Source organism: Lysobacter sp. M2-1 (genome assembly GCF_022662495.1).
Classification (GTDB): domain Bacteria; phylum Pseudomonadota; class Gammaproteobacteria; order Xanthomonadales; family Xanthomonadaceae; genus JAKPBU01.
In genome coordinates this window covers 79,588-102,323 of the sequence record NZ_JAKPBU010000003.1, presented here as the reverse complement: position 1 = coordinate 102,323, position 22,736 = coordinate 79,588, and the positions used below count along the sequence as shown (strand labels likewise).

Genomic DNA, 22,736 nt, shown 5'->3' with positions numbered 1-22,736 from the left:
CGTTGCGATGGCGACAGGATCCGCCGGCTGCGAGGAGGGACGAAGGCGCTTGTGTGAGGCGAAGGTGAAGCGGAACCGCGGACGACTGCTGTTCGCGCGAGTCAGGTGGGCAGCACAACCTCGACCACGGTGCCGCCTCCTTCGCGATTGCGCAACAGCGCCCGGCCGCCGTGCAGGGCCGCCACTTCGCGCACGAAGCTCAGGCCCAGGCCACTGCTGCGCGCCTGGGTGCCGGGACGCGGCAGGGAATAGAAGCGTTCGAACACGCGCTCCACTGCATAGTCAGGCACGCCCGATCCGCGATCGGCGACGATGAAGACCATTCCGGCGTCCTGACGGCGCACGCTGGCTTCCACGCTGGTACCGCGGGCCGAGAAGTCGATGGCATTGTCGAGCAGGTTCACCAGCATCTGCCGCAGCAGGAATCTATCGCCCGACAGCGCAGGCATCCCTTCCTCCGCCTCGACAACCAGCTGCACGCCGGCCGCCTGCGCCTGCGACCGGACATCTTCCGCCGCCGCCTGTACCAGCGCGGCAGGATCGACCGGCTCGGGTTGCTCGATCCTTTGCCGGTGCTCCACGGCTGCCAGCGCCAGGAGCTTGTCGACCATCATGGTCAGGCGCTCGCTCTGCGCGCCGATGGCCTCGGCGAAGCGTCTGCGGTCCTCGTCGGGCAGCGGGGATTCCAGCAGCTCGGCCGAGGCGCGGATCGCGGCCAGCGGGCTCTTCAGTTCATGGGTCAGGGCATGCACGTAGCGCTCGACGTACTGCTTGCCTTCCAGCCGGTCGCGCATGGTCTCCAGCGCGCGGCCGAGCGCGGCGAACTCGCCCGCGGATTGCGGCAGGGTCGTGCGTTCCCCGGCGGTCACCGCGTCGGCATAGCGGCGCAGTCCGCCAAGCTGGCGCGAAAGCCACCAAGCGGCGAGCAGGCCGATCAGCAGGGCCACGCCCAGCAGCACGAAGCCCCAGCGCAGGATCACGCCCTGGCTACGGGCGATGAACGGCGCCATCGCACGGTTGGGCTTGGACACGGTCAGCACCCCGGCGATCCGGCCCTGCGCGTCGCGCACCGGTGCGGCCACGTACATCACCGACGTGCTGTCGTCGCCCGGCACCTCGCGCGTGGATCGGGCGCCGTACTGGCCGCGCAGGGTGCGATAGACATCATTCCAGCGCGAGTTGTCGCGTCCCAGCTCGCGTCCTGCGGAATCGAACACCACGATGCCGCGGGCATCGGTCACGGTGATGCGATAGCTCGCCTCGCGCTTGGGAAACCCCCAGATCTCCGCACCGATGTCGCGGCCCTGCAGCGCGCGCACGCGCTGCGCGAAACGCCCGTCGTTCATGCGCCCCGCCAGCAGATCGTCGGCAGCCAGCTCGGCCAGGACGTTGGCGGTATCGGCCAGCGTGTCCTCCATCGCTTGGCGGACGCCCGGCTTGACCTGCTGCACGAACACGCGTCCCAGCAGCAGCGCCGCCAGCGCCACGATGACGAAATACCCGAGCAGGACCCGCAGACCGATCTTCATCGTCAGTCGACGTCGAGCGAATAGCCCACGCCGCGATGGGTGCGGATCGGGTCGCTGCCCGGGACGACCGCGCGCAGCTTGGCGCGCAGCGTCTTCACGTGGGTATCCACGGTTCGTTCCCCGCTCTCCAGCGCAGCCTCCCAGGCACGGTCCAGCAGCTGCGCGCGGCTCAGGATCGCACCTGGTCGCCGCAGCAACTCTGCCAGCAGGGCGTACTCGTACCGGGTCAGGTCCAGCGCCTGGCCGTCATAACGGATCCGATGCCCGTCCGGGTCCAGCTCGAAGCGGCCACGCGCCTGCGCCTGACCTTCGTTCGCATGCCGGCGCAGGCGCGCGCGCACCCGCGCCACCAGTTCGCGCGGCGAGAACGGCTTGCCGATATAGTCGTCGGCGCCCAGTTCCAGGCCCAGCACCCGGTCGACTTCGTCGTTGCGCGCGGTCAGGAAGATCAACGGCACCGCGGAGAAGGCGCGCAGGTCGCGGCACACGTCGAAGCCGCTGCGGTCGGGCAGCCCCACGTCCAGCAGCACCAGGTCCACCCCGCCCTGCCGCAGGCGCGGCACCACCTCGCCGCCCAGCAGCACATGCTCGGCCGCATAGCCTTCGCCCCGCAGCGCATACAGCACCGTCGCGGCGATCGCGGACTCGTCTTCGGCGAGCAGGATGGTGGGCATACGCAGGGCCGAACGGGCTTGCGGCTATTGTAGGAGCGCTTTGGCCAGGCCGAACCCATGAACTACCGCCATGCCTTCCACGCCGGCAACCATGCAGATGTGCTCAAGCACGTCGTGCTGCTGGCGTTGTGCGAGGCGCTGGTGGCCAAGCCCACGCCCTGCTTCGCGCTCGATACCCACGCCGGTCGCGGTCTATACGCGCTCGATGGCGAAACCGCCCGCCGCACCGCGGAGGCTGATGACGGCGTGTTTCGGCTGCTGGCGCGGCCGCAGCGCGACCCCTTGATCGCCCGCTACCTGCAAGCCGTGCGCGCTTGCCACGCCCTGCACGGGCCGCAGTCCTACCCAGGTTCGCCCTGGCTGCTGGCGCATGCGCTGCGCCCGCAAGATCGCATCGCGGTCTGCGAACTGCAGCCGGTGGAAGCAGCGCGGCTGAGGGCCAACTTCGCCGCCGATCCGCGCGTCACCGTGCACGAGCGCGACGGCTACGCCGCGCTGCGCGCGCTGCTGCCGCCGCGCGACGGCGCCACGCGGATCGGTCGCGGGCTCGTGCTCATCGATCCGCCCTACGAAGCGCAGCTGGCCGAACTCGACGCGGCGCGCCTGGCGCTGCGCGAAGGGCTGTCACGCTGGCCGCAGGGCATGTTCGCGCTCTGGTATCCGATCAAGCAGCGCCGGCTCCTGCGGCCGTTCCTGCGCAAGGCGGCCGGATTCGAATCGAAATCCACGTTGCTGGTGGAACTGCTGGTCCGCGCCGACGATTCGCCTCTACGGATGAACGGCAGCGGCCTGCTGTTGCTCAACCCGCCGTGGCGCTTCGCCCAGGCCATTGCACCGGCGCTCGAACAGCTGCGGGCGGCGCTTGGAGAAGCGGGCGCGTCGACGCGCGTGGAGTGGCTGCGCGAACCGGGGTGAAGCCGGGCGTGCGCGGACGTTGTGACAGAATCCGGCTTCACGCCACCTGCTGACTACCATGGCCTCGAGCTTCTTCGCCCTATTCGACGACATCGCCACGCTGCTCGACGACGTGTCGGTGATGACCAAGGTCGCCACCAAGAAGACGGCCGGCGTGCTGGGCGACGACCTGGCGCTGAATGCGCAGCAGGTCGCAGGGGTCGATCCGGACCGCGAGTTGCCGGTGGTCTGGGCCGTGGCCAAGGGCTCGCTGGTGAACAAGGCCATCCTGGTGCCGGCCGCGCTGGTCATCAGCGCGATCGCTCCCTGGGCGGTGGTGCCATTGATGATGATCGGTGGCGCCTACCTGTGCTACGAGGGCGTGGAGAAGCTTGCGCACAAATTCCTGCACAGCCGGGATGAAGATGTGCAACACCACGTCCAGCTGCTGGAGGCGGTGAAGGACGAGAAGATCGACCTGGTCAAGTTCGAAAAGGACAAAATCAAGGGTGCGATCCGCACCGATTTCATCCTCTCGGCCGAAATCATCGTGATCTCGCTCGGCACGGTTGCCGGGGTGCCGTTCCTGCAGCGCATCGCCGTGCTGGTGGCGATCGCGCTGATCATGACCGTGGGCGTTTACGGTCTGGTCGGAGGCATCGTCAAGCTGGATGATCTCGGCTTGCTGCTCACGCGCAAGCCCGATGCCTCCGCGCTGGCCCGTGGCACCGGACGCGCGATCCTGCGCGCTGCGCCCCTGTTGATGAAATTCCTGTCGGTGGCCGGAACGGCGGCGATGTTCCTGGTCGGCGGCGGGATCCTGGTGCACGGCATTCCGGCGCTGCACCACCTGATCGAACCGCTGGCAAACGCCAGCCTGGGCTGGCTCACCTCGAACCTGTTCAACGCCGTGGTCGGAATCGTGGCCGGCGCCATCGTGCTGTTCGTGGTGTCGATGATCGGAAAACTGCGCAAATCCAGACCCGCGGCCTCGGCATCCTGACCGGATCGCGCGCCGGTCACGGCGCATTTTCACGCCGGGCGAGACCGATTTCATGCGAGCATAGTGCGCATGGCTGCACGCAACCGATTACCGCCATGGCACCAGGAACTGCGCCTGACCAACGGGCGCGAGGTGCTGATCCGGCCGATCCGGCCGGATGACGCGCTGCCGCTGCGTGCGGGTTTCGACCTGCTGCAGCCCGAGGAGGTACGGCACCGCTTCCTCTATGCGTTGAAGGAGCTCACGCAGGAGATGGCCGATCGCCTGTGCCGGCCAGATCCGCACACCGAGTTCGTGCTCGTGGCCGCCGAACCGCTGCCGCCGGGCGAAGCCCTGGTCGGCGCAGTCGCGCGCGCCGCGGTGATCCCCAACACGCGCAGTGCGGAGTTCGCGATCCTGGTGAGCCACTACATCGCCGAGATGGGCCTGGGCCGCCAGCTGATGCAGCGGCTGGTCCGCTGGGCCCGCGGCAAACGGCTGGACCATCTGTATGGCGATGTGCTCGAGCACAACCAGCCGATGCTGACCCTGGCCAAATCGCTTGGCTTCCGCCGCGAGCACGGCGACGCACCGGGGATGGTGCGGGTGGTGCTGGATCTGAAGAAGCGGGCCACACGGCCCGGCGAGCCGCCCGCAGCCGTGGAGAATTAGCACCTGCGGGTGCGATCCAATTCGTCGTCGCAACACCCTGCACGCTAGAATCCCGCCCCTTCGCGCCGGCCGTTTTCACGTTCCGGCGCTGCCCCTGTTTTCCGTGATTTCGCCCATGCCCGTCTTTCCCGTTCCTCCCCTCCCCAGGCCCGGACAGCAGCGCGCCTGGTGGCGTGCGCCCGCCTCGGCTTCCGCGCTGGCGTGGTCGATCGCGCGTGCCGCCAGCGCGCATGCGGGCACCCTGCTGGTGGTCGCCAGGGACAACCACGGGGCGCACCAGCTCGAATCGGATCTGCGCACCCTGCTCGGTGCCGACGGCGACGTGCCGGTGATCCCGTTCCCCGACTGGGAAACCCTGCCCTACGACCAGTTCAGCCCGCATCCGGACATCGTGTCGCAGCGCCTGGCCGCGTTGCACGGCCTGCCCACGCTCAAGCGCGCAATCGTGATCGTGCCGGTGCAGACGCTGATGCAGCGCCTGCCGCCGCTGCGCTACGTGATCGGCAGCAGCTTCGATGTCCGGGTCGGGCAAACGCTCGATCTGGATGCGGAAAAGCGCCGCCTGGAATCGGCCGGCTACCGCAACGTGCCGCAGGTCTTCGACCCAGGGGATTTCGCGGTGCGCGGCGGCCTGCTCGACGTCTATCCGATGGGCGCGGACCGGCCTTACCGGGTCGAGTTGCTGGACGATGCGATCGACTCGATCCGCGCGTTCGACCCGGAAAGCCAGCGTTCGCTCGACCGGACCGAGGCGGTCAGGATGCTGCCCGGGCGCGAGGTGCCGCTCGACGATGAGGCGCTCAAGCGCGCGATGGATGCCCTGCGCGATCGCTTCGACATCGACACCCGGCGCAGCGCGCTGTTCCAGGACCTCAAGGCCGGGCTGGCGCCGGCGGGCATCGAGTACTACCTGCCCATGTTCTTCGCCCAGACCGCAACTCTGTTCGACTACCTCGGCAAGGACGCGCTGCCGGTGCTGGCCGAAGGCGTGCACGAAGCGGCCGACCATTTCTGGCAGACCGTGGGCGAACGCTACGAACAGCGTCGCCACGACATCGAGCGTCCGCTGCTGCCCCCGGGCGAGTTGTACCTGTCACCAGACGCATTGCGCGAACGACTCAACCAGGGCAGCCGGATCGAAGTCTGCGACGCAGGCCATCCGCGCCGCGCCGACGCGCAGCCCCTGGGCGACCAGCCCGCACCCGACCTGCCCCTCGCCGCAAAGGATGCCGAGCCTGCCGCCGCGCTGAAGACGTTTCTGGCGAATTATCCGGGGCGGGTGCTGATCGCGGCGGACACCGCGGGGCGGCGCGAAGCCCTGCTGGAGGTATTGCAGGCAGCCGCCTTGCAGCCGGAAGTCCTGCCGGACTTTACGAGTTTCCTCGAAGCGTACACGCCCGCCAAAGGCCGGACCGCCGCCGACCCGCGCGGCTTCGCCATCGCGGTCGCCCCGCTCGACAATGGCTTCGCGCTCGACGATCCGCAGATCGCCGTCCTCACCGAACGCCAGCTGTTCCCGGAGCGCGCCGCGCAGCCGCGCCGGCGCAAGCGCGCGGGGCGCGAACCCGAAGCGATCATCCGCGACCTGGGCGAACTGAGCGAAGGCGCGCCGATCGTGCACGAGGATCATGGCGTCGGCCGCTATCGCGGGCTGATCACCCTGGACGCCGGCGGCCAGCCCGGCGAGTACCTCGACATCGAATACGCCAAGGGCGACCGGCTGTACGTGCCGGTCGGCCAGCTGCATCTGGTCAGCCGCTATTCCGGCGCATCGCCGGACACGGCGCCGCTGCACAGCCTCGGCGGAGAGCAGTGGACCAAGGCCAAGCGCAAGGCACAGGAAAAGGTGCGCGATGTGGCCGCCGAACTGCTCGAGATCCAGGCCAAGCGCCAGGCGCGCGCGGGCCTGGCGCTGGAAGTGGACCGTGCGCTGTACGAACCGTTTGCGGCCAGCTTCCCGTTCGAGGAAACGCCGGACCAGCACGCCGCGATCGAGGCGGTGATCCGCGACCTGGGCAGTGCGCAGCCCATGGACCGTGTGGTCTGCGGCGACGTCGGCTTCGGCAAGACCGAGGTCGCGGTGCGTGCGGCCTTCATCGCGGCGACCGCCGGCAAGCAGGTCGCGGTGCTGGTGCCGACCACGCTGCTCGCCGAGCAGCACTACCGCAACTTCCGCGACCGCTTCGCCGACTGGCCGCTGAAGGTCGAGGCGCTGTCGCGCTTCAAATCGGCCAAGGAGAACAAAGCCGAGCTCGAGCGCCTCGCCGAAGGCAAGATCGATGTCATCGTCGGCACCCATCGGCTGTTGCAGCAGGACGTGCGCTTCAAGGACCTGGGCCTGGTGATCGTGGACGAGGAACAGCGCTTCGGCGTGCGCCAGAAGGAGGCGCTCAAGGCGCTGCGCGCGAACGTGCACCTGCTCACGCTGACCGCCACCCCCATTCCGCGCACCCTCAACATGGCCATGGCCGGCCTGCGCGACCTGGCGATCATCGCCACGCCTCCCGCGCACCGGCTCGCGGTGCAGACCTTCGTGATGCCCTGGAACAGCGGTGTGCTCGGCGAGGCGTTCCAGCGCGAACTCGCGCGCGGCGGACAGGTGTATTTCCTGCACAACGACGTCGAAAGCATCGGCCGGATGCAGCGCGAACTGGCCGAGCTTGTGCCCGAGGCCAGAATCGGAATCGCCCACGGCCAGATGCCGGAGCGCGAACTCGAGCAGGTGATGCTGGATTTCCACAAGCAGCGCTTCAACGTGCTGCTGTGCTCGACCATCATCGAATCGGGCATCGACATCCCCAACGCCAACACCATCATCATCAACCGCGCCGACAAGTTCGGGCTGGCACAGTTGCACCAGCTGCGCGGACGTGTCGGCCGATCGCACCATCGCGCCTATGCCTACCTGGTGGTGCCGGATGCGCGCAGCATCACCGCCGATGCGCGCAAGCGGCTCGAGGCCATCGTGTCGATGGACGAACTCGGGGCAGGATTCACCCTGGCCACCCACGACCTGGAAATCCGCGGCGCGGGCGAACTGCTCGGCGAGGACCAGAGCGGGCAGATGACCGAGGTCGGCTTCAGCCTGTACACCGAACTGCTGGAACGCGCGGTGCGCTCGATCCGGCAGGGCAAGCTGCCCGATGTCGACGAGCCGCTGCATCGCGGCGCCGAAGTCGAGCTGGGCCTGCCTGCGCTGATCCCGGAGGACTACCTGCCCGACGTGCACGCGCGCCTGACCCTGTACAAGCGCATCAGCAGCGCACGCGACGCGGAAGAGCTGCGCGAGCTACAGGTCGAAATGATCGACCGCTTCGGCCTGCTGCCCGACCCGGTCAAGCACCTGTTCGCCATCGCCGAACTCAAACTGCAGGCCACCCGCCTCGGCATCCGCAAGCTGGCGCTGGGCCCCGCGGGCGGGCGCGTGCAGTTCGTCGAGAAGCCCGACGTCGACCCGATGTCGATCATCCGCATGATCCAGGGTCAGCCCAGGCACTACCAGATGGACGGCCCGGATAAGCTGCGGGTCAAGCTGGACCTGCCCGACGCGGCGACCCGGTTCAATGCGGCACGAGGGTTGCTTACCACCCTGCGGCCGGCCGCCTGATGGCGCGATGGTCCGAAGCGACGGGCAACGTTCTCGATATCCTCTATCGTGCAGGATCGACTGCTCGGCGATATCGCGGCAGCTCGATCGTTAGCGTCTCTGAACGGAGCCAACCCATGCGCCTGTCCGCCCTGCTCGCCTGCCTCTGCCTGCTGCTGTCAACAGCGTGCGCTGCGGCGCAGGCAAGAGATGCGTCGGTCGCCTTCGTCGTGGTCCGGCATGCGGAGAAGGCCAAGGATGATCCGCGCGACCCGTCGCTGAGCGAAGCCGGACAGGAACGCGCACGGGCACTGGCGCGAAATCTCCAGGACCAGCCAATCGTGGCCGCCTATGCGACCCAATACCGTCGCACTCGCCAGACCGCGCAGCCTGCAGCGGACGCGCACGGCGTCACCGTGATCGCCTACGACGCCGACTTTCCGGCGAGCGCTTTGGCGGCGCAGCTGCGCCGCGATCATGCTTCGGGCACCGTGCTGGTGGTCGGCCACAGCAATACCGTTCCCGACATCGTCGCGGCACTGTGCGGCTGCGCGGTGTCGCCGCTCGCCGAGAACGACTATGGCGACCTGTATCGGGTCACGAACGCCGCCGGCGCAACCCCGCAATTGACCCATGAGCATTTCTGAGTCGACATGACCGGGCAATCCAGTTCCTGGAACGGCGACGTAGCCGCCGCGCGTGCGCTCCAGTCCGAACTGGCGTCGCGCGTCCTGGTGCGGGACAGTTTTGTCAGACCGCTGCGCACCGTCGCAGGTTGCGATGTCCGCTTCGAGGACCAGGGCACCACCGGCCATGCAACGGTCGTGGTGCTGGACGCGGACACATTGGAACCGATCGAGCAGCGCGTGGCGCGCATGGCCGCGACGTGGCCCTACGTTCCAGGCCTACTGAGTTTTCGTGTGCTTCCGATGCTGCTGGCGGCGTTCTCGCAGCTGTCGCGCGCACCTGACCTGCTGCTCGTTCCGGGGAACGGCATCGCCCACCCGTGCAGGTTTGGCATCGCAGCGCACCTGGGCGTTGCCACCGGCCTGCCCAGCATCGGTGTTGCCCGACATGTCCTGACCGGCACCAACGCGACGCAGCTGCACGAAATGCGCGGCGCCTTCGTGCCGCTGCGCCAGGGGCGCGAACAGATCGGCTGGCTGCTACGCAGCAAGGTCGGGGCCGATCCGCTGGTCGTGTCGCCGGGACATCGCGTGGCGATGGCCTCGACTGCGGAACTGGTGATGCGCTTCGTGACCGGCTTCCGCCTGCCCGAACCGATACGGCTCGCAGTCCAGCCCGACGCGCGCGACGACTGAGCTCACAACTGGCGCGTCGGGATCGCGCCGCGCCTCGCGTCCTGCGCATCGCGCTGCGACTGCTCGACCTGGCGTTGTTGTTCCTGCGTCCGCTGCGCCTGCAGTTGCTGGGCTTCGATGACCCGGTCGCCGTGGGGCTGCACCGCCTCGGCATGCGCGACGTAGCCGCGCATCGCCGGATCCACCGCGTGCCGGTCGACGAAGAAGTAGCCGGCACCATCGTCGCTCGCGACGACACGGTCGATGCGCGCCAGTCCGACCGCCGCCGCCTGCAGCGCGATCACCAGCGCGACCCGCTCGAGTTCGCGGCGATCCTTGAATCGCTGCGGACCCAGCAATTCCAGCCCCTGCAGGGCCTGCTGGTAGAACGCATGGTGCGGATTTGCCGGATCCGAGATCAGCAGCGTGTCCTGGTCCTTCTGCAACGGGTCTATGGTGGCGACCTCCGCGGGCTTCGCGGCTTCGGCGGCCGCGCGCGCGGCGGCGATCGCTGGGTCGATACCGGTAGTCATCGCATGCTCCTTGCCGATGGTCGCCGCGAGCATAGGCGATGCGGCGTTGGGAATCCGTTGCGTCCCATGCCTCCGCATGCACCCGGCGTTCATGCGAATGCGTTTAGATATCGGCACCCGGCAAGGAGCGCACCGATGCGGAATATCGTTTCGAGCAGCATCACGCTATCGGCCCTGCTGCCGCTGTCGCTGGCCGCCTGCGCCAGCGTCGCCGGCAGCAACGAGACCGCGATCAGCGACGGAGTGGATTTCCGCATGCAGGTCGGCCAGGCCGTCACCCTGGCCGACCGCAGCCGCCTGCGCTACCTGCGTGTGGTCAACGATTCACGCTGCCCGCCGGGCGTGCATTGCGTCTGGGCCGGCGACGCGATCGTGGCCTTCGAGTGGTCGCCCTCCGGCGAAGCGGCACAGGGATTCGAACTGCACACCGGGCTCGAGCCGCGGTCGCATGCGATCGGTGCACGCCGACTCGTGCTGAAGTCGCTCGAACGCGGCCCCGACCCGGCCGCGAACCTGCGGGTGGAAACCGGTCCATAGCGGGACGGTTCCCGGCATCGCAGCAGGCTGGCAGCGGCTCGCACCCGCATGGGGCGGTCCGCTGCAGGAGCGGAAAAGCGCGTTGCGCCGGTGCGGCCCCGGGCGCCGGCAATGCGTGACATCCTGCGGTCTATCGCACCTGACGGACCGGACATGCCACTGATCATCGCTCCACGCGTCCACGACCTGGGCGGCTTCCAGGTTCGTCGTGCCGTACCCAGCATCCAGGCGCGCAGCGTCGGACCCTTCGTCTTCGTCGACCATATGGGTCCGGCGATCTTCGAACCCGGACGCGGCATCGACGTGCGCCCGCATCCGCATATCGGCCTGGCCACGGTGACCTTTCTCTGGGCCGGGACCATCCACCATCGGGACACGCTGGGCAGCGCCCAGGACATTTCCCCGGGCGACGTGAACTGGATGACCGCCGGTCGCGGCATCGCCCATTCCGAACGCACACCGCAAGCGCTACGCGCCAATGAGCAGCCCTTGCACGGCATGCAGACCTGGGTGGCGCTGCCAAAGGCGCACGAGGAGGCCGAACCGGCGTTCCACCACCACCCAGCCGCGACCCTGCCCGAGCGCGAGCATCGCGGCGCGCGCGTACGCGTGATCGCCGGTCGAGGCTTCGGCATGGCCTCGCCGGTGCGGGTCTTCGCCGATACCTACAACGTCGCCCTCGACCTGCAGGCCGGGGCGGAACTGGAGATCCCGGACGACGCCGTCGAGCGCGCGCTCTATGTGCTGGAGGGCGAGGCCCAGCTCGACGGCGCGGATCTGCCGGCGAAGCATCTGATCGTGCTCGATCGCGGCAGCACCGCGAGGTTGCGGGCGAAGACGCCGCTCAAGGCCATGCTGCTGGGCGGCGAGCCGCTGGATGCACCGCGACACCTGTGGTGGAACTTCGTCTCGAGTTCGCGCGAGCGCATCGAACAGGCCAAGGCCGATTGGGAAACAGGGCGTTTCGGGTTGATCCCCGGCGATAGCGAGGAACGCATCCCATTGCCTGAAAGGTGAAGCCGGTCACGGAAGTTTCGGACCTGGCGTCGCAAGATCTGTTGCACGGCAGCATGCCGTTCAGGGGGACAACTCATGAGCAACCTTTACCGGGTGGCATTGGCCATCCTTGTCTTGGCGCCGGGGGCGGCCTTCGCACAATCGCCGGCGAGCTGCCCGAGCCTGCCGGCCGACACCGGCCTGACCTGGGAGCAACTCGATGGACCGGGCTTCGTGTTCTGCCGGGCGCTCCGGGGCGATGGCAGCGAGGCGTTTGCGGTCACGATCTCCGACAGCAGCCCGTTCGAGCCCAATCGCCGCAATCGCGCCGAGCCCACGAGCATCGCCGGGCACCAGGGCCACTGGTACCGTAGCGAAATCGCCGGGCAGGACGTGATCGCGCGCGAAACGCTGGTCGAGGTGGATGGCGGGAAGGTCGCCCACATCAGCCTGCGCGCCGCGGACGAAACCCAGAAGGCGCAGGCCATGCAGCAAGCCCAGGCGCTGCGCTTCGAAGACGCGCGGCTGAGCAGCAACTGAGTCCCGGCACGGCGGTCTTTAACGGGATGCAAACACTTCCCCGGGCGCTCTGACCGAGCATTCGCGGCGGCCCGACGACGGGCCGCAACCTGGGGAAGGGACATGAGCAAGCGACTCGTCGCCGAGTTTCTCGGCACGTTCTGGCTGGTGCTGGGCGGCTGCGGCAGCGCCGTCCTGGCGGCGAATTTCGGTGGCGAGGGCAACCCGCTGGGCATCGGCCTGCTCGGCGTCTCGCTGGCGTTCGGCCTGACGGTACTCACCGGAGCCTACGCGTTCGGTCATATTTCCGGGGGCCATTTCAATCCCGCGGTCAGCTTCGGCCTGTGGGCCGGCGGCCGCTTCCCGCTCAAGGATCTGCTGCCCTACGTGGTCGCGCAGGTGCTCGGAGCGGCGCTGGCCGGGTTCGTCCTGTTCCAGATCGCCAGCGGCGCAGCGGGCTTCGTGATCGATCCGGCCGCGGCCGGGGTCTTCGCCACCAACGGGTTCGATGCGCGATCTCCGGGCGGCTACTCGATGCACGCCGCATTGATCAGCGAGGTGGTGCTGACCGCGATGTTCCTGGTGGTCATCATGGGTGCCACCCACCGCCGCGCACCGGCAGGCTTCGCGCCGATCGCGATCGGTCTGGCGCTTACCCTGATCCACCTGATCAGCATTCCGGTAACCAACACCTCGGTGAATCCGGCGCGCTCCACCGGTGTGGCGCTGTTCGCGGGCGGCGGCGCGCTGGCACAGCTGTGGCTGTTCTGGGTGGCGCCGATCGTGGGCGGCCTGGTTGGCGGCGCGCTGTACCGCTGGCTCGCGCCGGAACGCGACTGAAGCCGCGTCGCAGCGACACAGGCGCCGGTTGACGGCGCCTGTGTTCCAGCTGCCACGCGCAAGCGCGCCTAGAAGCGGCCTTCCTGGTAATCCACGAAGGCCTGCATGACCTCCTCGCGGGTGTTCATCACGAACGGGCCGTAGCGCGCGACCGGCTCGCGTGTCGGCCGGCCGGCGATCAGGATCAGGCGCGCTCCGGCGCTGCCGGCGCGCAACGTGAGTGCGTCGCCGCCGCCCAGCACTGCGAGTTCCTGCGCCTCCAGCGGACGCGCATCCTCGCCCTCGCCGACCGTCAACCCGCCCTCGTAGGCATAGGCGAAGGCGTTGTGGCCTTCGGCCAGGCCCGTTTCCCAGGCGGCCTGCGGCTGCAGGACGATGTCGAGATAGGTCGGCTCGGTCGCGGGCTGCGCGATCGGTCCCTTCACCTCGCCGACCGCTCCGGCGATGACCTTTACTTCCACGCCTTGCGCAGGTGTCGCGACCGGAATCTGCTCCGGCGCGAATTCCTGGTAGCGCGGCTCGACCATCTTGTCCTTCGCGGGCAGGTTCACCCACAGCTGGAAGCCGCGCATGCGCCCTTCCTGCTGCTCGGGCATTTCCGAGTGCACCAGGCCGCGACCGGCGGTCATCCATTGCACGCTGCCCGATGTCAGCAAACCTTCGTTGCCATGGTTGTCGCGGTGCCGCATGCGCCCGTCGAGCATGTAGGTGACCGTCTCGAAGCCGCGGTGCGGATGGTCCGGAAATCCGGCCAGGTAATCCTCGGCGCGGTCGGTCCCGAACTCGTCCAGCAGCAGGAACGGGTCGAGCATCTCGAGCTGCGGGCCCCCGATCACGCGGGTGAGCTTGACCCCGGCGCCGTCGGAGGCCGGCGTGCCGCGCAGCTTGCGGGTGATGCGTGCAGGTTGGCGAATCGATGTGGCGGTGCTCACGGCAGGCTCCTGTGTTGGACTGGCCAGCATGTCGAGGCGGGCTTGCCCACGCCACAGCCCCGGTACTGGAACGCTGCTTTGCGCGCGGCGCGCTAACGGTGGACGGTGCGTGGCCGGATCGCCTTGGCCCGGTTGCGGCGAATGGTCCAGACCGTGGCCGGCGGGACGTTGCGCAGCACCAGTTCCCCGCGTCGGGCCGCGAACCCGAGTTCCAGCAGCAGACTCTGGTTGACCGGCGACAGGGGGCCGTAGGTGAACTGCACCATCACCCCGTCCGGGCCCAGGCAGGCGAAAGCCGATTGCAGGATCGCCGATTGGGTCTCGCGGCTCATGGTCAGTAGACCGAGCCCGGAGACGATCGCGTCGGCCGGGCCATGTTCGAGGTAGCCACTGGCCAGCGCCAGTTCCGCGGTATGCAGGGCATCGCCCTGGACCACGCGCGCGCCGGGCACCCTCGCCTGCAGCTGCGCGTGCAACGAAGCGTTGAGCTCGATGATCAGCAGGTCGTCCGGGGCGATGCCAGCATCCAGCAGCGCGTGGGTGATGACGCCGGTGCCCCCGCCCAGCTCGATGATCCGGCGCGCACCCTGCGGCAGTTCGGCCAGCACTGCCGCGGCCAGTTCCGGGCTGGAGGGAGCGATCGCAGCGGTCTGCCTGGGGTTGCGCAGCCATTGTCCGAAGAAGCGCAGGCTGTGGGCAGATCGACGCGACATGGGCCCCATCATGCGCCCGTCGTGCGGAGGAAAGGTGAAGCGCTTCGAACCGGGCGACCGCGGCCGTCCTTGACGCCTATCGCCCGCGCAGCCGCCAGCAGCGATGGATCCGCGCATGGCGCGCGAAATCCGGGCCAATGGTCGCAGGCGTGATGTCTTCCACGATCGCGAACGCGGACACCTGCGCCTCGTCCAGGCGGAAGCGGCGGAAGTTGTTGGAAAAATACAGCACGCCATCGCGCGCGAGCCTGGAAACTCCCGCCTGCAGCAGGCGCACATGATCGCGCTGGACGTCGAAATCGCCGGCGCGCTTGGAATTGGAGAAGGTCGGTGGATCGCAGAAGACCAAGTCGTATTCCCCGCCATCGGCTTCGAGCCAGGCCATGGCATCGGCCTGCGCAATGCGGTGTCGGGTCCCGCCGATATCGTTCTCGCGCAGATTGTCCGCCAGCCATTCCAGGTAGGTCGCGGACAGATCGACGCTGGTGGTGGTGGCCGCGCCGCCGACCGCGGCATGCACCGTGGCCGCGCCGGTGTAGCAGAACAGGTTGAGAAAGCGCATGCCGCGTGCCTGTTCGGCGATGCGCAGCCGCAGCGGGCGATGATCGAGGAACAGGCCGGTATCGAGGTAGTCGAACAGGTTGACCTTCAGCCGGACCGCGCCTTCGCGGACCGTGAGGAACTGGCCGCGGTGATCGAAGCGGCCGTATTTCGATCCGCCCTTGCCCGGCTCGCGGGTCTTGAGCGCTACGCGCTCCTTGGGCACGTCGAACACCTCGCGCGCCGCCAGCAGGAGCTCGTTGAGCCGGCGCCGCGCGACCTCCACCGGAATCTCCGAGGGCGCCACGTATTCCTGCACGTGCAGCCAGGTGGCGGCATCCGGCTCGGCCGTGTAGACATCAATCGCGGCAGCGTATTCGGGAATGTCGGCATCGTAGGCGCGCCAGCAGGTCACGCCTTCACGTTCGCGCCAGGACTTCAGCTTCGCCACGTTCTTGCGCAGCCGGTTGGCCACCATCTGCGCACCCTCGGGCAGCGTGCGCGGCTCCGGACGCGGACGCACCGCCGGGGCGATGGGATCGACCACGATCAAGGTGCATTCGATCGCGCCGTTGAACAGCTGGTATGTCTTCTTCGCCCGCAGACCGGTGGCGAAGGCGAGTTCCGCGTCCCCGCACAGCAGGCTGGCCCGCCACGCCGGAACTTCGCGCCGCAGCGCATCGCCGAGGCTGCGATAGATCGCGGGATCGGCCGCCAGGCGCGCATCGTAGGGCGGATTGCAAACGACCAGGCCCGGAAGCGGTGCCTCGCTTGCGGCTGACACCACCGGCAACGACAGCGTGGCAACGGCGCCGACCCCGAGGTCTAGCGAAGCCGCAACGCCGGCCGCCTGCGCGTTCTCGCGCGCGGCATGGATGGCATGCGGATCGAGATCGCGCCCGGCAAAACATGCGCGCAAGGCGGCGCGTCCTGCTGCCTCGCGCGCGCGCGCGTCGCCTATGAGATCTTGCCAACCGTCCAGGTCGAATCCCTTCCAGCGCGTCGGCACGGTGCTGGAGTAGCGCATCAACCCGGGTGCCACGTCCGCTGCCATCAGCGCGCCTTCGATCAGCAGGGTGCCGCTGCCGCACATCGGGTCGAGCAGCACGCCGCGGCTGCGGTACACCTGCGGCCAGCCGCCCCGCAGCAGCACCGCGCAGGCCAGCGTTTCCTTGAGCGGCGCTTCGCCCTGCACCCTGCGCCAGCCACGGCGATGCATCGCGCCGCCCGAGAGGTCGATCGACACCACCGCCCTGCCCTTGCGCAGCACCAGATCGATCAGCACGTCGGGCGACTCGACATCGACATCAGGGCGCCGGCCATCCCGCTCGCGCAAGCGGTCGACCACCGCATCCTTCACCCGCTGCGCGGCGTAGCGTGCGTGAGTGACGGCGGTGCCGGAGACGTGTGCGTCGACCGCCAGACTCAGGTCCGCGTCGAGGTGTTCTTCCCAGGCGATCGTCGATGCCCCGGCATACAAGGCGTGTTCGTCGGGGCAATCGAATTCGGCCAGCGGCCACAGCACCCTGCTGGCCAGCCGCGACCACAGCACCGCGCGTTGCGCGTCAGCCAGTCCACCTTCGGCGTTGACCCCCGCGATCGTCGCGGTCGCCCTGGCGCAGCCGAGCGCGAGCAGTTCATCCGCAAGCAGATATTCCAGGCCCTTGCCGCAGCTGACGAAAAAGCGCGCGGTCACTTCTGTACGGCCTGCTGTTGCGCGCGATCGGCGCGACGGAAGACTCCTCGGGCTGACACTCGTAGCGCAGTCGCACCCATGGACGCTCCTACAGCGACCGCAGCAGTTCGGCAAAAGCCGCTGCCGAGGTGTCGACGTTCGCCGACAGCCGATGGCTGTCGGCAACCAGCAGCAATCGCGCGCGCCGCGCCCTGGCCCAATCGAATACGTCCTGCGCGGGAATCAGTTCGTCGTCCCAGCCATGCAACAGGCTGATCGGCACGTCGGCGGCGGCCTCCAGCGCCGGCAGCGGCCCCATCGTCAGCGGCGGCGCCAGCAGAAACAGGCCGCGCACCGGTACCTGCAAGGAGACCCGTGCGGAAATGTACGAACCCAGGCTGGAACCGGCCAGCACCAGCGGTCCGCGTTCGGCGGCCTCGCGCGCAAGTCCGAGCAGGCGCTGAAGTCGCGCAGGAACATCGCCGAGTTCGCCCACTTCGCGCCTGGCATCCAGATCGGTGTAGTCGGGCCGTTCGTGGGTCCAGCCGAGCTGCCCGGCCACTTCGGCCAGCGCGGTGACCTTGGTGGCATCGGGTCCGCTCTCGAAGCCGTGCGACAGGATGCAATGGCCCTTGCTCAAGCGCCTTCTTCCACCGCGATGACTGTGTCGCCCAGGCGGATGTCACCGCCGCGCAGGATCCGCGCGCAAATGCCGCCATGCCCGCGCATCGCGTTGTAACCACCTTGGCCAAGCGCGTCCTCCATGCGCGAACACGGATCGCAGGGGCCAGTGCCTTCGAGCAGCACTTCGCCGATGCGGAAGCGGCGGTCCTTGAGCGCCACCAACGGAATCCCGGAGACCACCAGATTGCGCCGCAGGGTCGCAGGCAGGATTGCCGCATGACCCGACAGCGCTGCGATCGCCGGCAGATGTTCGGCCTGCAACAGGGTGATGCCGCGCTTGCCGCTGCCGCTTCTGGACAGCGTGTAGCGATCGCCAGCCAGGCCGGCGCCGTCGTGGGCTTCGACGCGTTCGAGCTCGCGCATCGGAACATCGCGCGCCGGCCGCACACCGATCCAGTCCACGCGCCCCGCGCGCGGCAGCTGCGCGAACAGGTGTGCGAGTTCCGAATCCGGGGAAAGCCGTGCCATCGGTGAATGCTAGCATCGGGCCATGCCGCTTCATTCCCTGGACGTCCACGTCGATGCCCTGCCCTACCAGACGCGGCTGGCTGCGCGCGATCCCGGCGACATCGACCTCGTCGTGATCCATTGCACCGAATTGCCCGACCTCGCCACTGCGCGCGCGTACGGCGAGCGGGTGCTTTATCCCGAGTCCGGCACCGGCAACAGCGGCCATTTCTACATCAACCGCGACGGTGCCACGCATCGCTGGGTCGATATCGACCGCGTGGCGCACCATACCCGCGGCTACAATCCACGCTCGCTGGGGATCGAGCTGGTGAATACCGGCCGCTATCCGCACTGGCTCGATTCCCGCCACCAGGCGATGGCCGAGCATTATGAACCCGGTCAGGTCGACGCGCTCATCGCATTGCTGGAGCAGTTGCAAGCCGCGTTGCCGAATCTGGCCTACATCGCCGGCCATGAGGACCTGGACACCACCGAGGTGGCGGCCGACGACGATCCCTCGCTGAGGGTACGACGCAAGCGCGACCCAGGGCCGCTGTTTCCCTGGCCGCGAGTCCTGGCCGCGAGTTCCCTGAAGCGGCTGCCCTAGCAGGGGGCCGTACAATTGGCGGCCGTTTCCCGCATCTGAGCGCATGACCTCCCCCGTTTCCGAACTGATCGAACTGCTGTCGCTAGAACGACTCGAGGACAATCTGTTCCGTGGCCAGAGCCGCGACATCGGCACCAAGTACGTCTTCGGCGGCCAGGTGCTGGGGCAGGCGCTGTCAGCGGCCCAGGCGACGCTGGAAGGCAGTCGCGACAACGGCGTCCCGCTGCGCAACGCGCATTCCCTGCACGCCTATTTCCTGCGCGCGGGCGACATCGAACACCCGATCGTCTACGACGTGGATCGCACCCGCGATGGCGGCAGCTTCTCGGTGCGCCGGGTCAGCGCGATCCAGCACGGCAAGGTGATCTTCTTCTGCGCGGCATCGTTCCAGGAGCTCGAGCCGGGCGCCGAACACCAGTTGTCGATGCCCGCGCTGCCGCAGCCGGAGGACATCGAACCCGCGCACGCCGTTCCCGAGGAAGTGCTGGCCAAGCTGCCGACCAAGGTCCAGCGCTGGCTCAGCCGCACCGGGCCGTTCGAATTCCGCCATGTCTATCCGCGCGATGAACTCAAGCCGCCCAAGCGGCCGCCGTTCCAGCAGGTGTGGTTCCGGCTCGCGGAAAAGGTCGGCGATCCGCCGGAACTGCACCGGGCCCTGCTCGCCTATGCGTCCGACTTCCAGCTGCTGGGTACCGCGACCTATCCGCATGGCATCAGCTATTACCAGCCGGATGTGCAGATGGCCTCGCTCGACCATGCGCTCTGGTTCCACCGTCCGTTCCGGGCCGACGACTGGCTGCTGTATTCCATTGACAGCCCCAGCGCGCAGAACTCGCGCGGACTGGCGCGCGGCATGATCTACGACCGGACCGGGCGTCTGGTCGCCAGCACCGCACAGGAAGGATTGATCCGGGTGGTGCAGGATGCCACCTGTGCGCCGCCGGCGGTGAACAGCTGATGCGTCAGGTCTTCACCAGCCCGCGGATCGAGAACGTCGAGGGTGTCGCCAAGATGCTCGAGGACGCGGGCATCGAGGTGCGCATCACCCACGGACGTTCCTATCGCGGCGCCATCCGCGGCAACTTCAGCTATCGCGCCGATGAACGCGAGCGCCAAGGCCCGCAACCCGCGGTCTGGATCGTGCGGTCGGAAGACCAGCCGCGCGCCCGGACGATGCTCCGCGAAGCCGGCCTGCTCGAATCAACCCGCACGCCATCCGACAGTTTCCTCGCTGCGACCGTGCACGGCGGCGAGGCCGGCACCGGCGGCGATCCGCGCCGCAAGCGCGCGTTTCGGCTGAAGATCGCCCTGCTGGTGGTGATCGCGGTGGCCGTGGCGCTGGGGTTCCTGGCTTTGCGCAAGGCGCCACCGGCCGTCCCCGCGACAGCCGCACCGGCGACAGCGTCCTCCTCATCGGCGGGCGAGCCCGGCTATGTCATCGCCACGCCTCCGGCGCTGGCCGAGACCCTGCTGCGGATCGAACTGGAGGCGCAGGCGCCGGCGTTGGCCTGCATCGCCATCGACGGTAAGGATCCGCCGCCCGAACTGCTCGCGCGGCTGGGGAGCGGGGATCGTTCGCTGCAACCGTCGTCGACCTGCGACCGGGCGCGCGCCGACCTGCGCTTCGACGTCAACCAATACCGCACCGATGGCTCCGGCGTCGGGACCGTTCGGCTGGACATGGTCCATCACACAGGTGACGAAGAACAGCCCGAAACGCGTACGCTGGAAGTGGAACGCACCGGCGACACCTGGCGCATCCTGCGGATGTTGTAGCGCTCCCACCCTCGTAGGAGCGACGTGAATCGCGAGCTTTCGCCGAGGCCCCGCTGTTCTGGAAAGGGCCCGCGACCCACGTCGCCCCTGCAAAGTCGCTCATGAAAAAGACCCGCGCATTGCTGCGCGGGCCCCGTCTTCCGCCGATACCTGCCCCAATCAGTGATGCGGCTTGGGCTGCAGCTCCTGCTGGCTGAGGAAGCCATCCCGGTTCTCGTCCATCCAGGCGAACGACTTCTCCAGTCGCGGCATCTTCTCGCCCACTTCCAGCTTGCTCAGCTTGCCGTCCTTGTTGATGTCGGCCGCGGCGAAGCGTTCGGCCGAACGCCTGGCGAATTCCGCGTCGCGCTGCGGGCGCATGCGCTCGTGGTAGTCGCTCACTTCGCTGCGCACCAGGTAACCATCGCGGTTGGCATCCAGTGCGGCGAAATCGGGTGCCTGGTGCAGCGGCTTGTGCGCCCCAGCGTCCTTGCTCATGGCGGCCATCCGCCCGGCGCGTTCGGCCTTGCCCGCGTCGAACTCGGCGCGGCTGATGCGTCCGTCGGCATCCTTGTCCAAGCGCGCAATGCCTTCATGGCCGCCGCCCCGGCCGCCGCGATGGCCACGCTTCCAATGCGGACGTTCAGCTGCGCTGAGCTTGCCATCCTTGTTCGTGTCCAGCTGATCGAACTTTGCGGCGAAGCGGGGATGGTTTGCCGCTTCGGCACGGTCGATCGCGCCGTCATTGTTGGCATCCAGCTTTGCGTGCCCGCGATGCTGGGCGTGCTCGGCTGCCTGCGGGGCGGCAATGGCCGCGGTCGTGGCGACGGCGGCGAGCAGTGCCGCCGCGATCAGGGTCTTGCGATGCATGGTCCGGTCTCCTGGGGAGGCGGCACCGTGCCGCCATGCCGCGATCAACGCCCGGGCCGGTTCTGGGTTGACTCCGGGCGTGGCCCGTTCAGTGAAGCGACAGTCGCAACCGGCGCGATCCGCGGCGCTATGCTGGTGCCATGGACGGGTTGGCACGCACGCTTTCGATACTCGGGCATCCGGTGCTGGTGTTGCCGGTGGCAGTCTGGTTCGCGGCCGCGCCCGGCTACGCCAGGGGCGGCCGGATGCTGGCCGGGTTTGCCGTCTTCGGTCTGCTGGTGATGGGCTGGTCGTGGTGGCAGGTGCGTCGCGGCCGCTGGCTCCACGTCGATGCGAGCGCCCATGCCGAGCGCCGTGCGTTGAACCGCTTCCTGCTGTTCGCCCTCGCGTTCGGCACGCTGCTGGCATGGCGCTTCGCAGCTGCACCCGTGGCGCTGGCAATCGCCTTGTCGGGGTTGCTGGTGTTCGCGGCGGTGCTGTCGGCACGCTGGTGCAAGCTGTCGCTGCATGTTGCATTCGCGACCTATGCCGCGGTGCTGTTATGGCGCCTCGGCCTCTGGGCCGTGGGGCTGGGGTTGGCCTTTGCTACTGCGCTGGCATGGTCGCGACTGGTGCTGGAGCGGCATGCGCAACGCGACCTGTTTGCCGGCGCGGTTGCAGGTGGCGCGGCAGGCCTGCTGTTCTGGCGCCTGCTCGGCTGGCAGGGACACTGACATGCGCGAGGCCGAGGAACTGCGCGTCTTCCACACCGGCGAGCACGTCTGCGGGTATTTCCTCGACCGCATCGCGCGCGACTTGGTGATCGATCCGCGTGACCCACGCCTGGCCCAGCATTATCCGGTCGCGCTGGGATGGGGCTTCCGCCGCTCCGGCGATCTGGTCTACCGCCCGCACTGCCGTGGGTGCCGCGCATGCCTGGCGGTGCGCATCCCACTCACCGACTTTGCACCCAACCGGAGCCAACGCCGGTGCCTAGCGCGCAATGCGGACATCGACGCGCGCGTGGTGCCGGCGCAACGCTCCGACGAACACGTGGCGCTGTATCGCCGCTACCTGCAATCGCGCCACGCGGGCGGCGGCATGGACGATCACGGCGCGATGGAGTTCGACCAGTTCCTGATCGGCAGCTGGTCCGATGGCCGCTTCCTGGAGCTTCGTCAACACACAAGCCATCAATTGCTGGGCGTTGCGGTCACCGATCTGGTGGAGGACGCGCTGTCTGCGGTCTATACCTTCTACGATCCCGACGCCTCCGCCCGCAGCCTGGGCACGTTCGCGATCCTGCAGCAGATCGCGTGGGCAAGGCGCGAGGGGCGGCGCCATCTTTACCTGGGCTACTGGATCGCCGGCCACGACAAGATGGACTACAAGCGCCATTTCCGCCCGATCGAAGGCTTCGACGGACGTCAATGGCGGCGACTGCGCTTCGAGTAGGTCGCCGGCCCGC

At 68.4% G+C, this 22,736-nt stretch carries 24 protein-coding genes; 15 read left to right on the top strand and 9 right to left on the bottom strand.

Annotated elements, in window-relative coordinates; genetic code table 11:
* Window positions 1-101: 101 nt before the first annotated feature.
* A complete protein-coding gene (gene creC, locus MC375_RS10285; protein ID WP_242103308.1) occupies window positions 102-1,529 on the bottom strand; it encodes a two-component system sensor histidine kinase CreC in 1,428 nt (475 codons plus the stop codon).
* Between the two features lie 2 nt (window positions 1,530-1,531).
* Window positions 1,532-2,203 (bottom strand): two-component system response regulator CreB, encoded by a 672-nt coding sequence (gene creB / locus MC375_RS10280; RefSeq protein ID WP_277929431.1) that lies wholly within the window; start codon window positions 2,201-2,203, stop codon window positions 1,532-1,534.
* Window positions 2,204-2,260: 57 nt separating this feature from the next.
* Between creB and rlmJ the strand changes: the two genes are divergently transcribed.
* From rlmJ to nfi, 6 genes are all read left to right on the top strand, one after another.
* Complete coding sequence (rlmJ, locus tag MC375_RS10275) at window positions 2,261-3,118, top strand: 23S rRNA (adenine(2030)-N(6))-methyltransferase RlmJ (protein ID WP_242103307.1); 858 nt, start codon at window positions 2,261-2,263, stop codon at window positions 3,116-3,118.
* A gap of 58 nt (window positions 3,119-3,176) precedes the next feature.
* Window positions 3,177-4,100 carry a DUF808 domain-containing protein gene (locus MC375_RS10270; RefSeq protein ID WP_242103306.1) on the top strand — a complete coding sequence of 308 codons (924 nt, stop codon included), beginning with the start codon at window positions 3,177-3,179 and terminating at the stop codon, window positions 4,098-4,100.
* Window positions 4,101-4,169: 69 nt separating this feature from the next.
* Complete coding sequence (locus MC375_RS10265; RefSeq protein WP_242103305.1) at window positions 4,170-4,751, top strand: GNAT family N-acetyltransferase; 582 nt, start codon at window positions 4,170-4,172, stop codon at window positions 4,749-4,751.
* A 115-nt stretch (window positions 4,752-4,866) separates the two neighbouring features.
* Window positions 4,867-8,358 carry a transcription-repair coupling factor gene (gene mfd, locus MC375_RS10260; protein ID WP_242103304.1) on the top strand — a complete coding sequence of 1,164 codons (3,492 nt, stop codon included), beginning with the start codon at window positions 4,867-4,869 and terminating at the stop codon, window positions 8,356-8,358.
* 116 nt (window positions 8,359-8,474) lie between these two features.
* Complete coding sequence (locus tag MC375_RS10255; protein WP_242103303.1) at window positions 8,475-8,984, top strand: phosphoglycerate mutase family protein; 510 nt, start codon at window positions 8,475-8,477, stop codon at window positions 8,982-8,984.
* Between the two features lie 6 nt (window positions 8,985-8,990).
* Window positions 8,991-9,659, top strand: a complete 669-nt coding sequence (gene nfi / locus MC375_RS10250) for a deoxyribonuclease V (protein WP_242103301.1) — start codon at window positions 8,991-8,993, stop codon at window positions 9,657-9,659.
* Window positions 9,660-9,661: 2 nt separating this feature from the next.
* Here nfi and MC375_RS10245 read toward each other — a convergent pair whose 3' ends face one another.
* Entirely contained in the window at window positions 9,662-10,171 is a 510-nt protein-coding gene (locus MC375_RS10245) for an XVIPCD domain-containing protein (RefSeq protein WP_242103300.1), read from the bottom strand.
* Window positions 10,172-10,306: 135 nt separating this feature from the next.
* Here MC375_RS10245 and MC375_RS10240 point away from each other — a divergent pair, with 135 nt between their 5' ends.
* From MC375_RS10240 to aqpZ, 4 genes are all read left to right on the top strand, one after another.
* Window positions 10,307-10,708, top strand: a complete 402-nt coding sequence (locus MC375_RS10240) for a hypothetical protein (RefSeq protein ID WP_242103299.1) — start codon at window positions 10,307-10,309, stop codon at window positions 10,706-10,708.
* A gap of 153 nt (window positions 10,709-10,861) precedes the next feature.
* The gene (locus tag MC375_RS10235) at window positions 10,862-11,725 is read left to right on the top strand and encodes a pirin family protein (protein WP_242103298.1); all 864 of its coding nucleotides are present in this window, start codon (window positions 10,862-10,864) and stop codon (window positions 11,723-11,725) included.
* A 75-nt stretch (window positions 11,726-11,800) separates the two neighbouring features.
* Window positions 11,801-12,244 (top strand): hypothetical protein, encoded by a 444-nt coding sequence (locus MC375_RS10230; RefSeq protein WP_242103297.1) that lies wholly within the window; start codon window positions 11,801-11,803, stop codon window positions 12,242-12,244.
* A 102-nt stretch (window positions 12,245-12,346) separates the two neighbouring features.
* Window positions 12,347-13,063 carry an aquaporin Z gene (gene aqpZ, locus MC375_RS10225; RefSeq protein ID WP_242103296.1) on the top strand — a complete coding sequence of 239 codons (717 nt, stop codon included), beginning with the start codon at window positions 12,347-12,349 and terminating at the stop codon, window positions 13,061-13,063.
* 68 nt (window positions 13,064-13,131) lie between these two features.
* Here the strand turns inward: aqpZ and MC375_RS10220 are convergent, their stop codons facing one another.
* From MC375_RS10220 to MC375_RS10200, 5 genes are all read right to left on the bottom strand, one after another.
* A complete protein-coding gene (locus MC375_RS10220) occupies window positions 13,132-14,025 on the bottom strand; it encodes a pirin family protein (protein ID WP_242103295.1) in 894 nt (297 codons plus the stop codon).
* A gap of 62 nt (window positions 14,026-14,087) precedes the next feature.
* Window positions 14,088-14,708 (bottom strand): methyltransferase domain-containing protein, encoded by a 621-nt coding sequence (locus MC375_RS10215; protein ID WP_242103294.1) that lies wholly within the window; start codon window positions 14,706-14,708, stop codon window positions 14,088-14,090.
* 76 nt (window positions 14,709-14,784) lie between these two features.
* On the bottom strand, window positions 14,785-16,944 hold the full coding sequence (gene rlmKL, locus MC375_RS10210) for a bifunctional 23S rRNA (guanine(2069)-N(7))-methyltransferase RlmK/23S rRNA (guanine(2445)-N(2))-methyltransferase RlmL (RefSeq protein WP_242103292.1): 2,160 nt from the start codon (window positions 16,942-16,944) through the stop codon (window positions 14,785-14,787).
* 88 nt (window positions 16,945-17,032) lie between these two features.
* Window positions 17,033-17,563, bottom strand: coding sequence for a hypothetical protein (locus tag MC375_RS10205; RefSeq protein ID WP_242103289.1), 531 nt, complete (start codon window positions 17,561-17,563; stop codon window positions 17,033-17,035).
* Window positions 17,560-18,075: an MOSC domain-containing protein gene (locus MC375_RS10200; protein ID WP_242103288.1), complete on the bottom strand. Its 516-nt coding sequence runs from the start codon at window positions 18,073-18,075 to the stop codon at window positions 17,560-17,562. The genes MC375_RS10205 and MC375_RS10200 overlap by 4 nt, the downstream gene beginning before the upstream one ends.
* 22 nt (window positions 18,076-18,097) lie before the next feature.
* On the opposite strand from MC375_RS10200, the gene MC375_RS10195 reads away from it, so the two are divergent.
* From MC375_RS10195 to MC375_RS10185, 3 genes are read left to right on the top strand one after another with little or no spacing between them, the layout of a single operon-like run.
* Entirely contained in the window at window positions 18,098-18,664 is a 567-nt protein-coding gene (locus MC375_RS10195; RefSeq protein ID WP_242103286.1) for an N-acetylmuramoyl-L-alanine amidase, read from the top strand.
* 43 nt (window positions 18,665-18,707) lie between these two features.
* Window positions 18,708-19,622 carry an acyl-CoA thioesterase II gene (locus tag MC375_RS10190; protein WP_242103284.1) on the top strand — a complete coding sequence of 305 codons (915 nt, stop codon included), beginning with the start codon at window positions 18,708-18,710 and terminating at the stop codon, window positions 19,620-19,622.
* The gene (locus tag MC375_RS10185) at window positions 19,622-20,440 is read left to right on the top strand and encodes a hypothetical protein (protein WP_242103283.1); all 819 of its coding nucleotides are present in this window, start codon (window positions 19,622-19,624) and stop codon (window positions 20,438-20,440) included. Before MC375_RS10190 ends, MC375_RS10185 begins: the two co-directional genes overlap by 1 nt.
* A 159-nt stretch (window positions 20,441-20,599) precedes the next feature.
* On the opposite strand, the gene MC375_RS10180 is transcribed toward MC375_RS10185, so the two are convergent.
* Window positions 20,600-21,289: a calcium-binding protein gene (locus tag MC375_RS10180; RefSeq protein ID WP_242103282.1), complete on the bottom strand. Its 690-nt coding sequence runs from the start codon at window positions 21,287-21,289 to the stop codon at window positions 20,600-20,602.
* Between the two features lie 140 nt (window positions 21,290-21,429).
* On the opposite strand from MC375_RS10180, the gene MC375_RS10175 reads away from it, so the two are divergent.
* Window positions 21,430-22,002 (top strand): hypothetical protein, encoded by a 573-nt coding sequence (locus tag MC375_RS10175; protein WP_242103281.1) that lies wholly within the window; start codon window positions 21,430-21,432, stop codon window positions 22,000-22,002.
* Between the two features lies 1 nt (window position 22,003).
* A complete protein-coding gene (locus MC375_RS10170) occupies window positions 22,004-22,723 on the top strand; it encodes an arginyltransferase (protein WP_242103280.1) in 720 nt (239 codons plus the stop codon).
* Window positions 22,724-22,736 lie beyond the last annotated feature (13 nt).

Coding starts and splice junctions, on each gene's coding strand:
- MC375_RS10175 (WP_242103281.1), top strand. CDS start 21,430: ATGGACGGGTTGGCACGCACGCTTTCGATACTCGGGCATCCGGTGCTG.
- nfi (WP_242103301.1), top strand. CDS start 8,991: ATGACCGGGCAATCCAGTTCCTGGAACGGCGACGTAGCCGCCGCGCGT.
- rlmJ (WP_242103307.1), top strand. CDS start 2,261: ATGAACTACCGCCATGCCTTCCACGCCGGCAACCATGCAGATGTGCTC.
- aqpZ (WP_242103296.1), top strand. CDS start 12,347: ATGAGCAAGCGACTCGTCGCCGAGTTTCTCGGCACGTTCTGGCTGGTG.
- MC375_RS10255 (WP_242103303.1), top strand. CDS start 8,475: ATGCGCCTGTCCGCCCTGCTCGCCTGCCTCTGCCTGCTGCTGTCAACA.
- mfd (WP_242103304.1), top strand. CDS start 4,867: ATGCCCGTCTTTCCCGTTCCTCCCCTCCCCAGGCCCGGACAGCAGCGC.
- MC375_RS10195 (WP_242103286.1), top strand. CDS start 18,098: ATGCCGCTTCATTCCCTGGACGTCCACGTCGATGCCCTGCCCTACCAG.
- MC375_RS10240 (WP_242103299.1), top strand. CDS start 10,307: ATGCGGAATATCGTTTCGAGCAGCATCACGCTATCGGCCCTGCTGCCG.
- MC375_RS10190 (WP_242103284.1), top strand. CDS start 18,708: ATGACCTCCCCCGTTTCCGAACTGATCGAACTGCTGTCGCTAGAACGA.
- MC375_RS10270 (WP_242103306.1), top strand. CDS start 3,177: ATGGCCTCGAGCTTCTTCGCCCTATTCGACGACATCGCCACGCTGCTC.
- MC375_RS10215 (WP_242103294.1), bottom strand. CDS start 14,708: ATGTCGCGTCGATCTGCCCACAGCCTGCGCTTCTTCGGACAATGGCTG.
- MC375_RS10180 (WP_242103282.1), bottom strand. CDS start 21,289: ATGCATCGCAAGACCCTGATCGCGGCGGCACTGCTCGCCGCCGTCGCC.
- creC (WP_242103308.1), bottom strand. CDS start 1,529: ATGAAGATCGGTCTGCGGGTCCTGCTCGGGTATTTCGTCATCGTGGCG.
- MC375_RS10200 (WP_242103288.1), bottom strand. CDS start 18,075: ATGGCACGGCTTTCCCCGGATTCGGAACTCGCACACCTGTTCGCGCAG.
- MC375_RS10265 (WP_242103305.1), top strand. CDS start 4,170: ATGGCTGCACGCAACCGATTACCGCCATGGCACCAGGAACTGCGCCTG.
- MC375_RS10245 (WP_242103300.1), bottom strand. CDS start 10,171: ATGACTACCGGTATCGACCCAGCGATCGCCGCCGCGCGCGCGGCCGCC.
- MC375_RS10230 (WP_242103297.1), top strand. CDS start 11,801: ATGAGCAACCTTTACCGGGTGGCATTGGCCATCCTTGTCTTGGCGCCG.
- creB (WP_277929431.1), bottom strand. CDS start 2,203: ATGCCCACCATCCTGCTCGCCGAAGACGAGTCCGCGATCGCCGCGACG.
- MC375_RS10235 (WP_242103298.1), top strand. CDS start 10,862: ATGCCACTGATCATCGCTCCACGCGTCCACGACCTGGGCGGCTTCCAG.
- MC375_RS10220 (WP_242103295.1), bottom strand. CDS start 14,025: ATGCTGGCCAGTCCAACACAGGAGCCTGCCGTGAGCACCGCCACATCG.
- MC375_RS10170 (WP_242103280.1), top strand. CDS start 22,004: ATGCGCGAGGCCGAGGAACTGCGCGTCTTCCACACCGGCGAGCACGTC.
- MC375_RS10185 (WP_242103283.1), top strand. CDS start 19,622: ATGCGTCAGGTCTTCACCAGCCCGCGGATCGAGAACGTCGAGGGTGTC.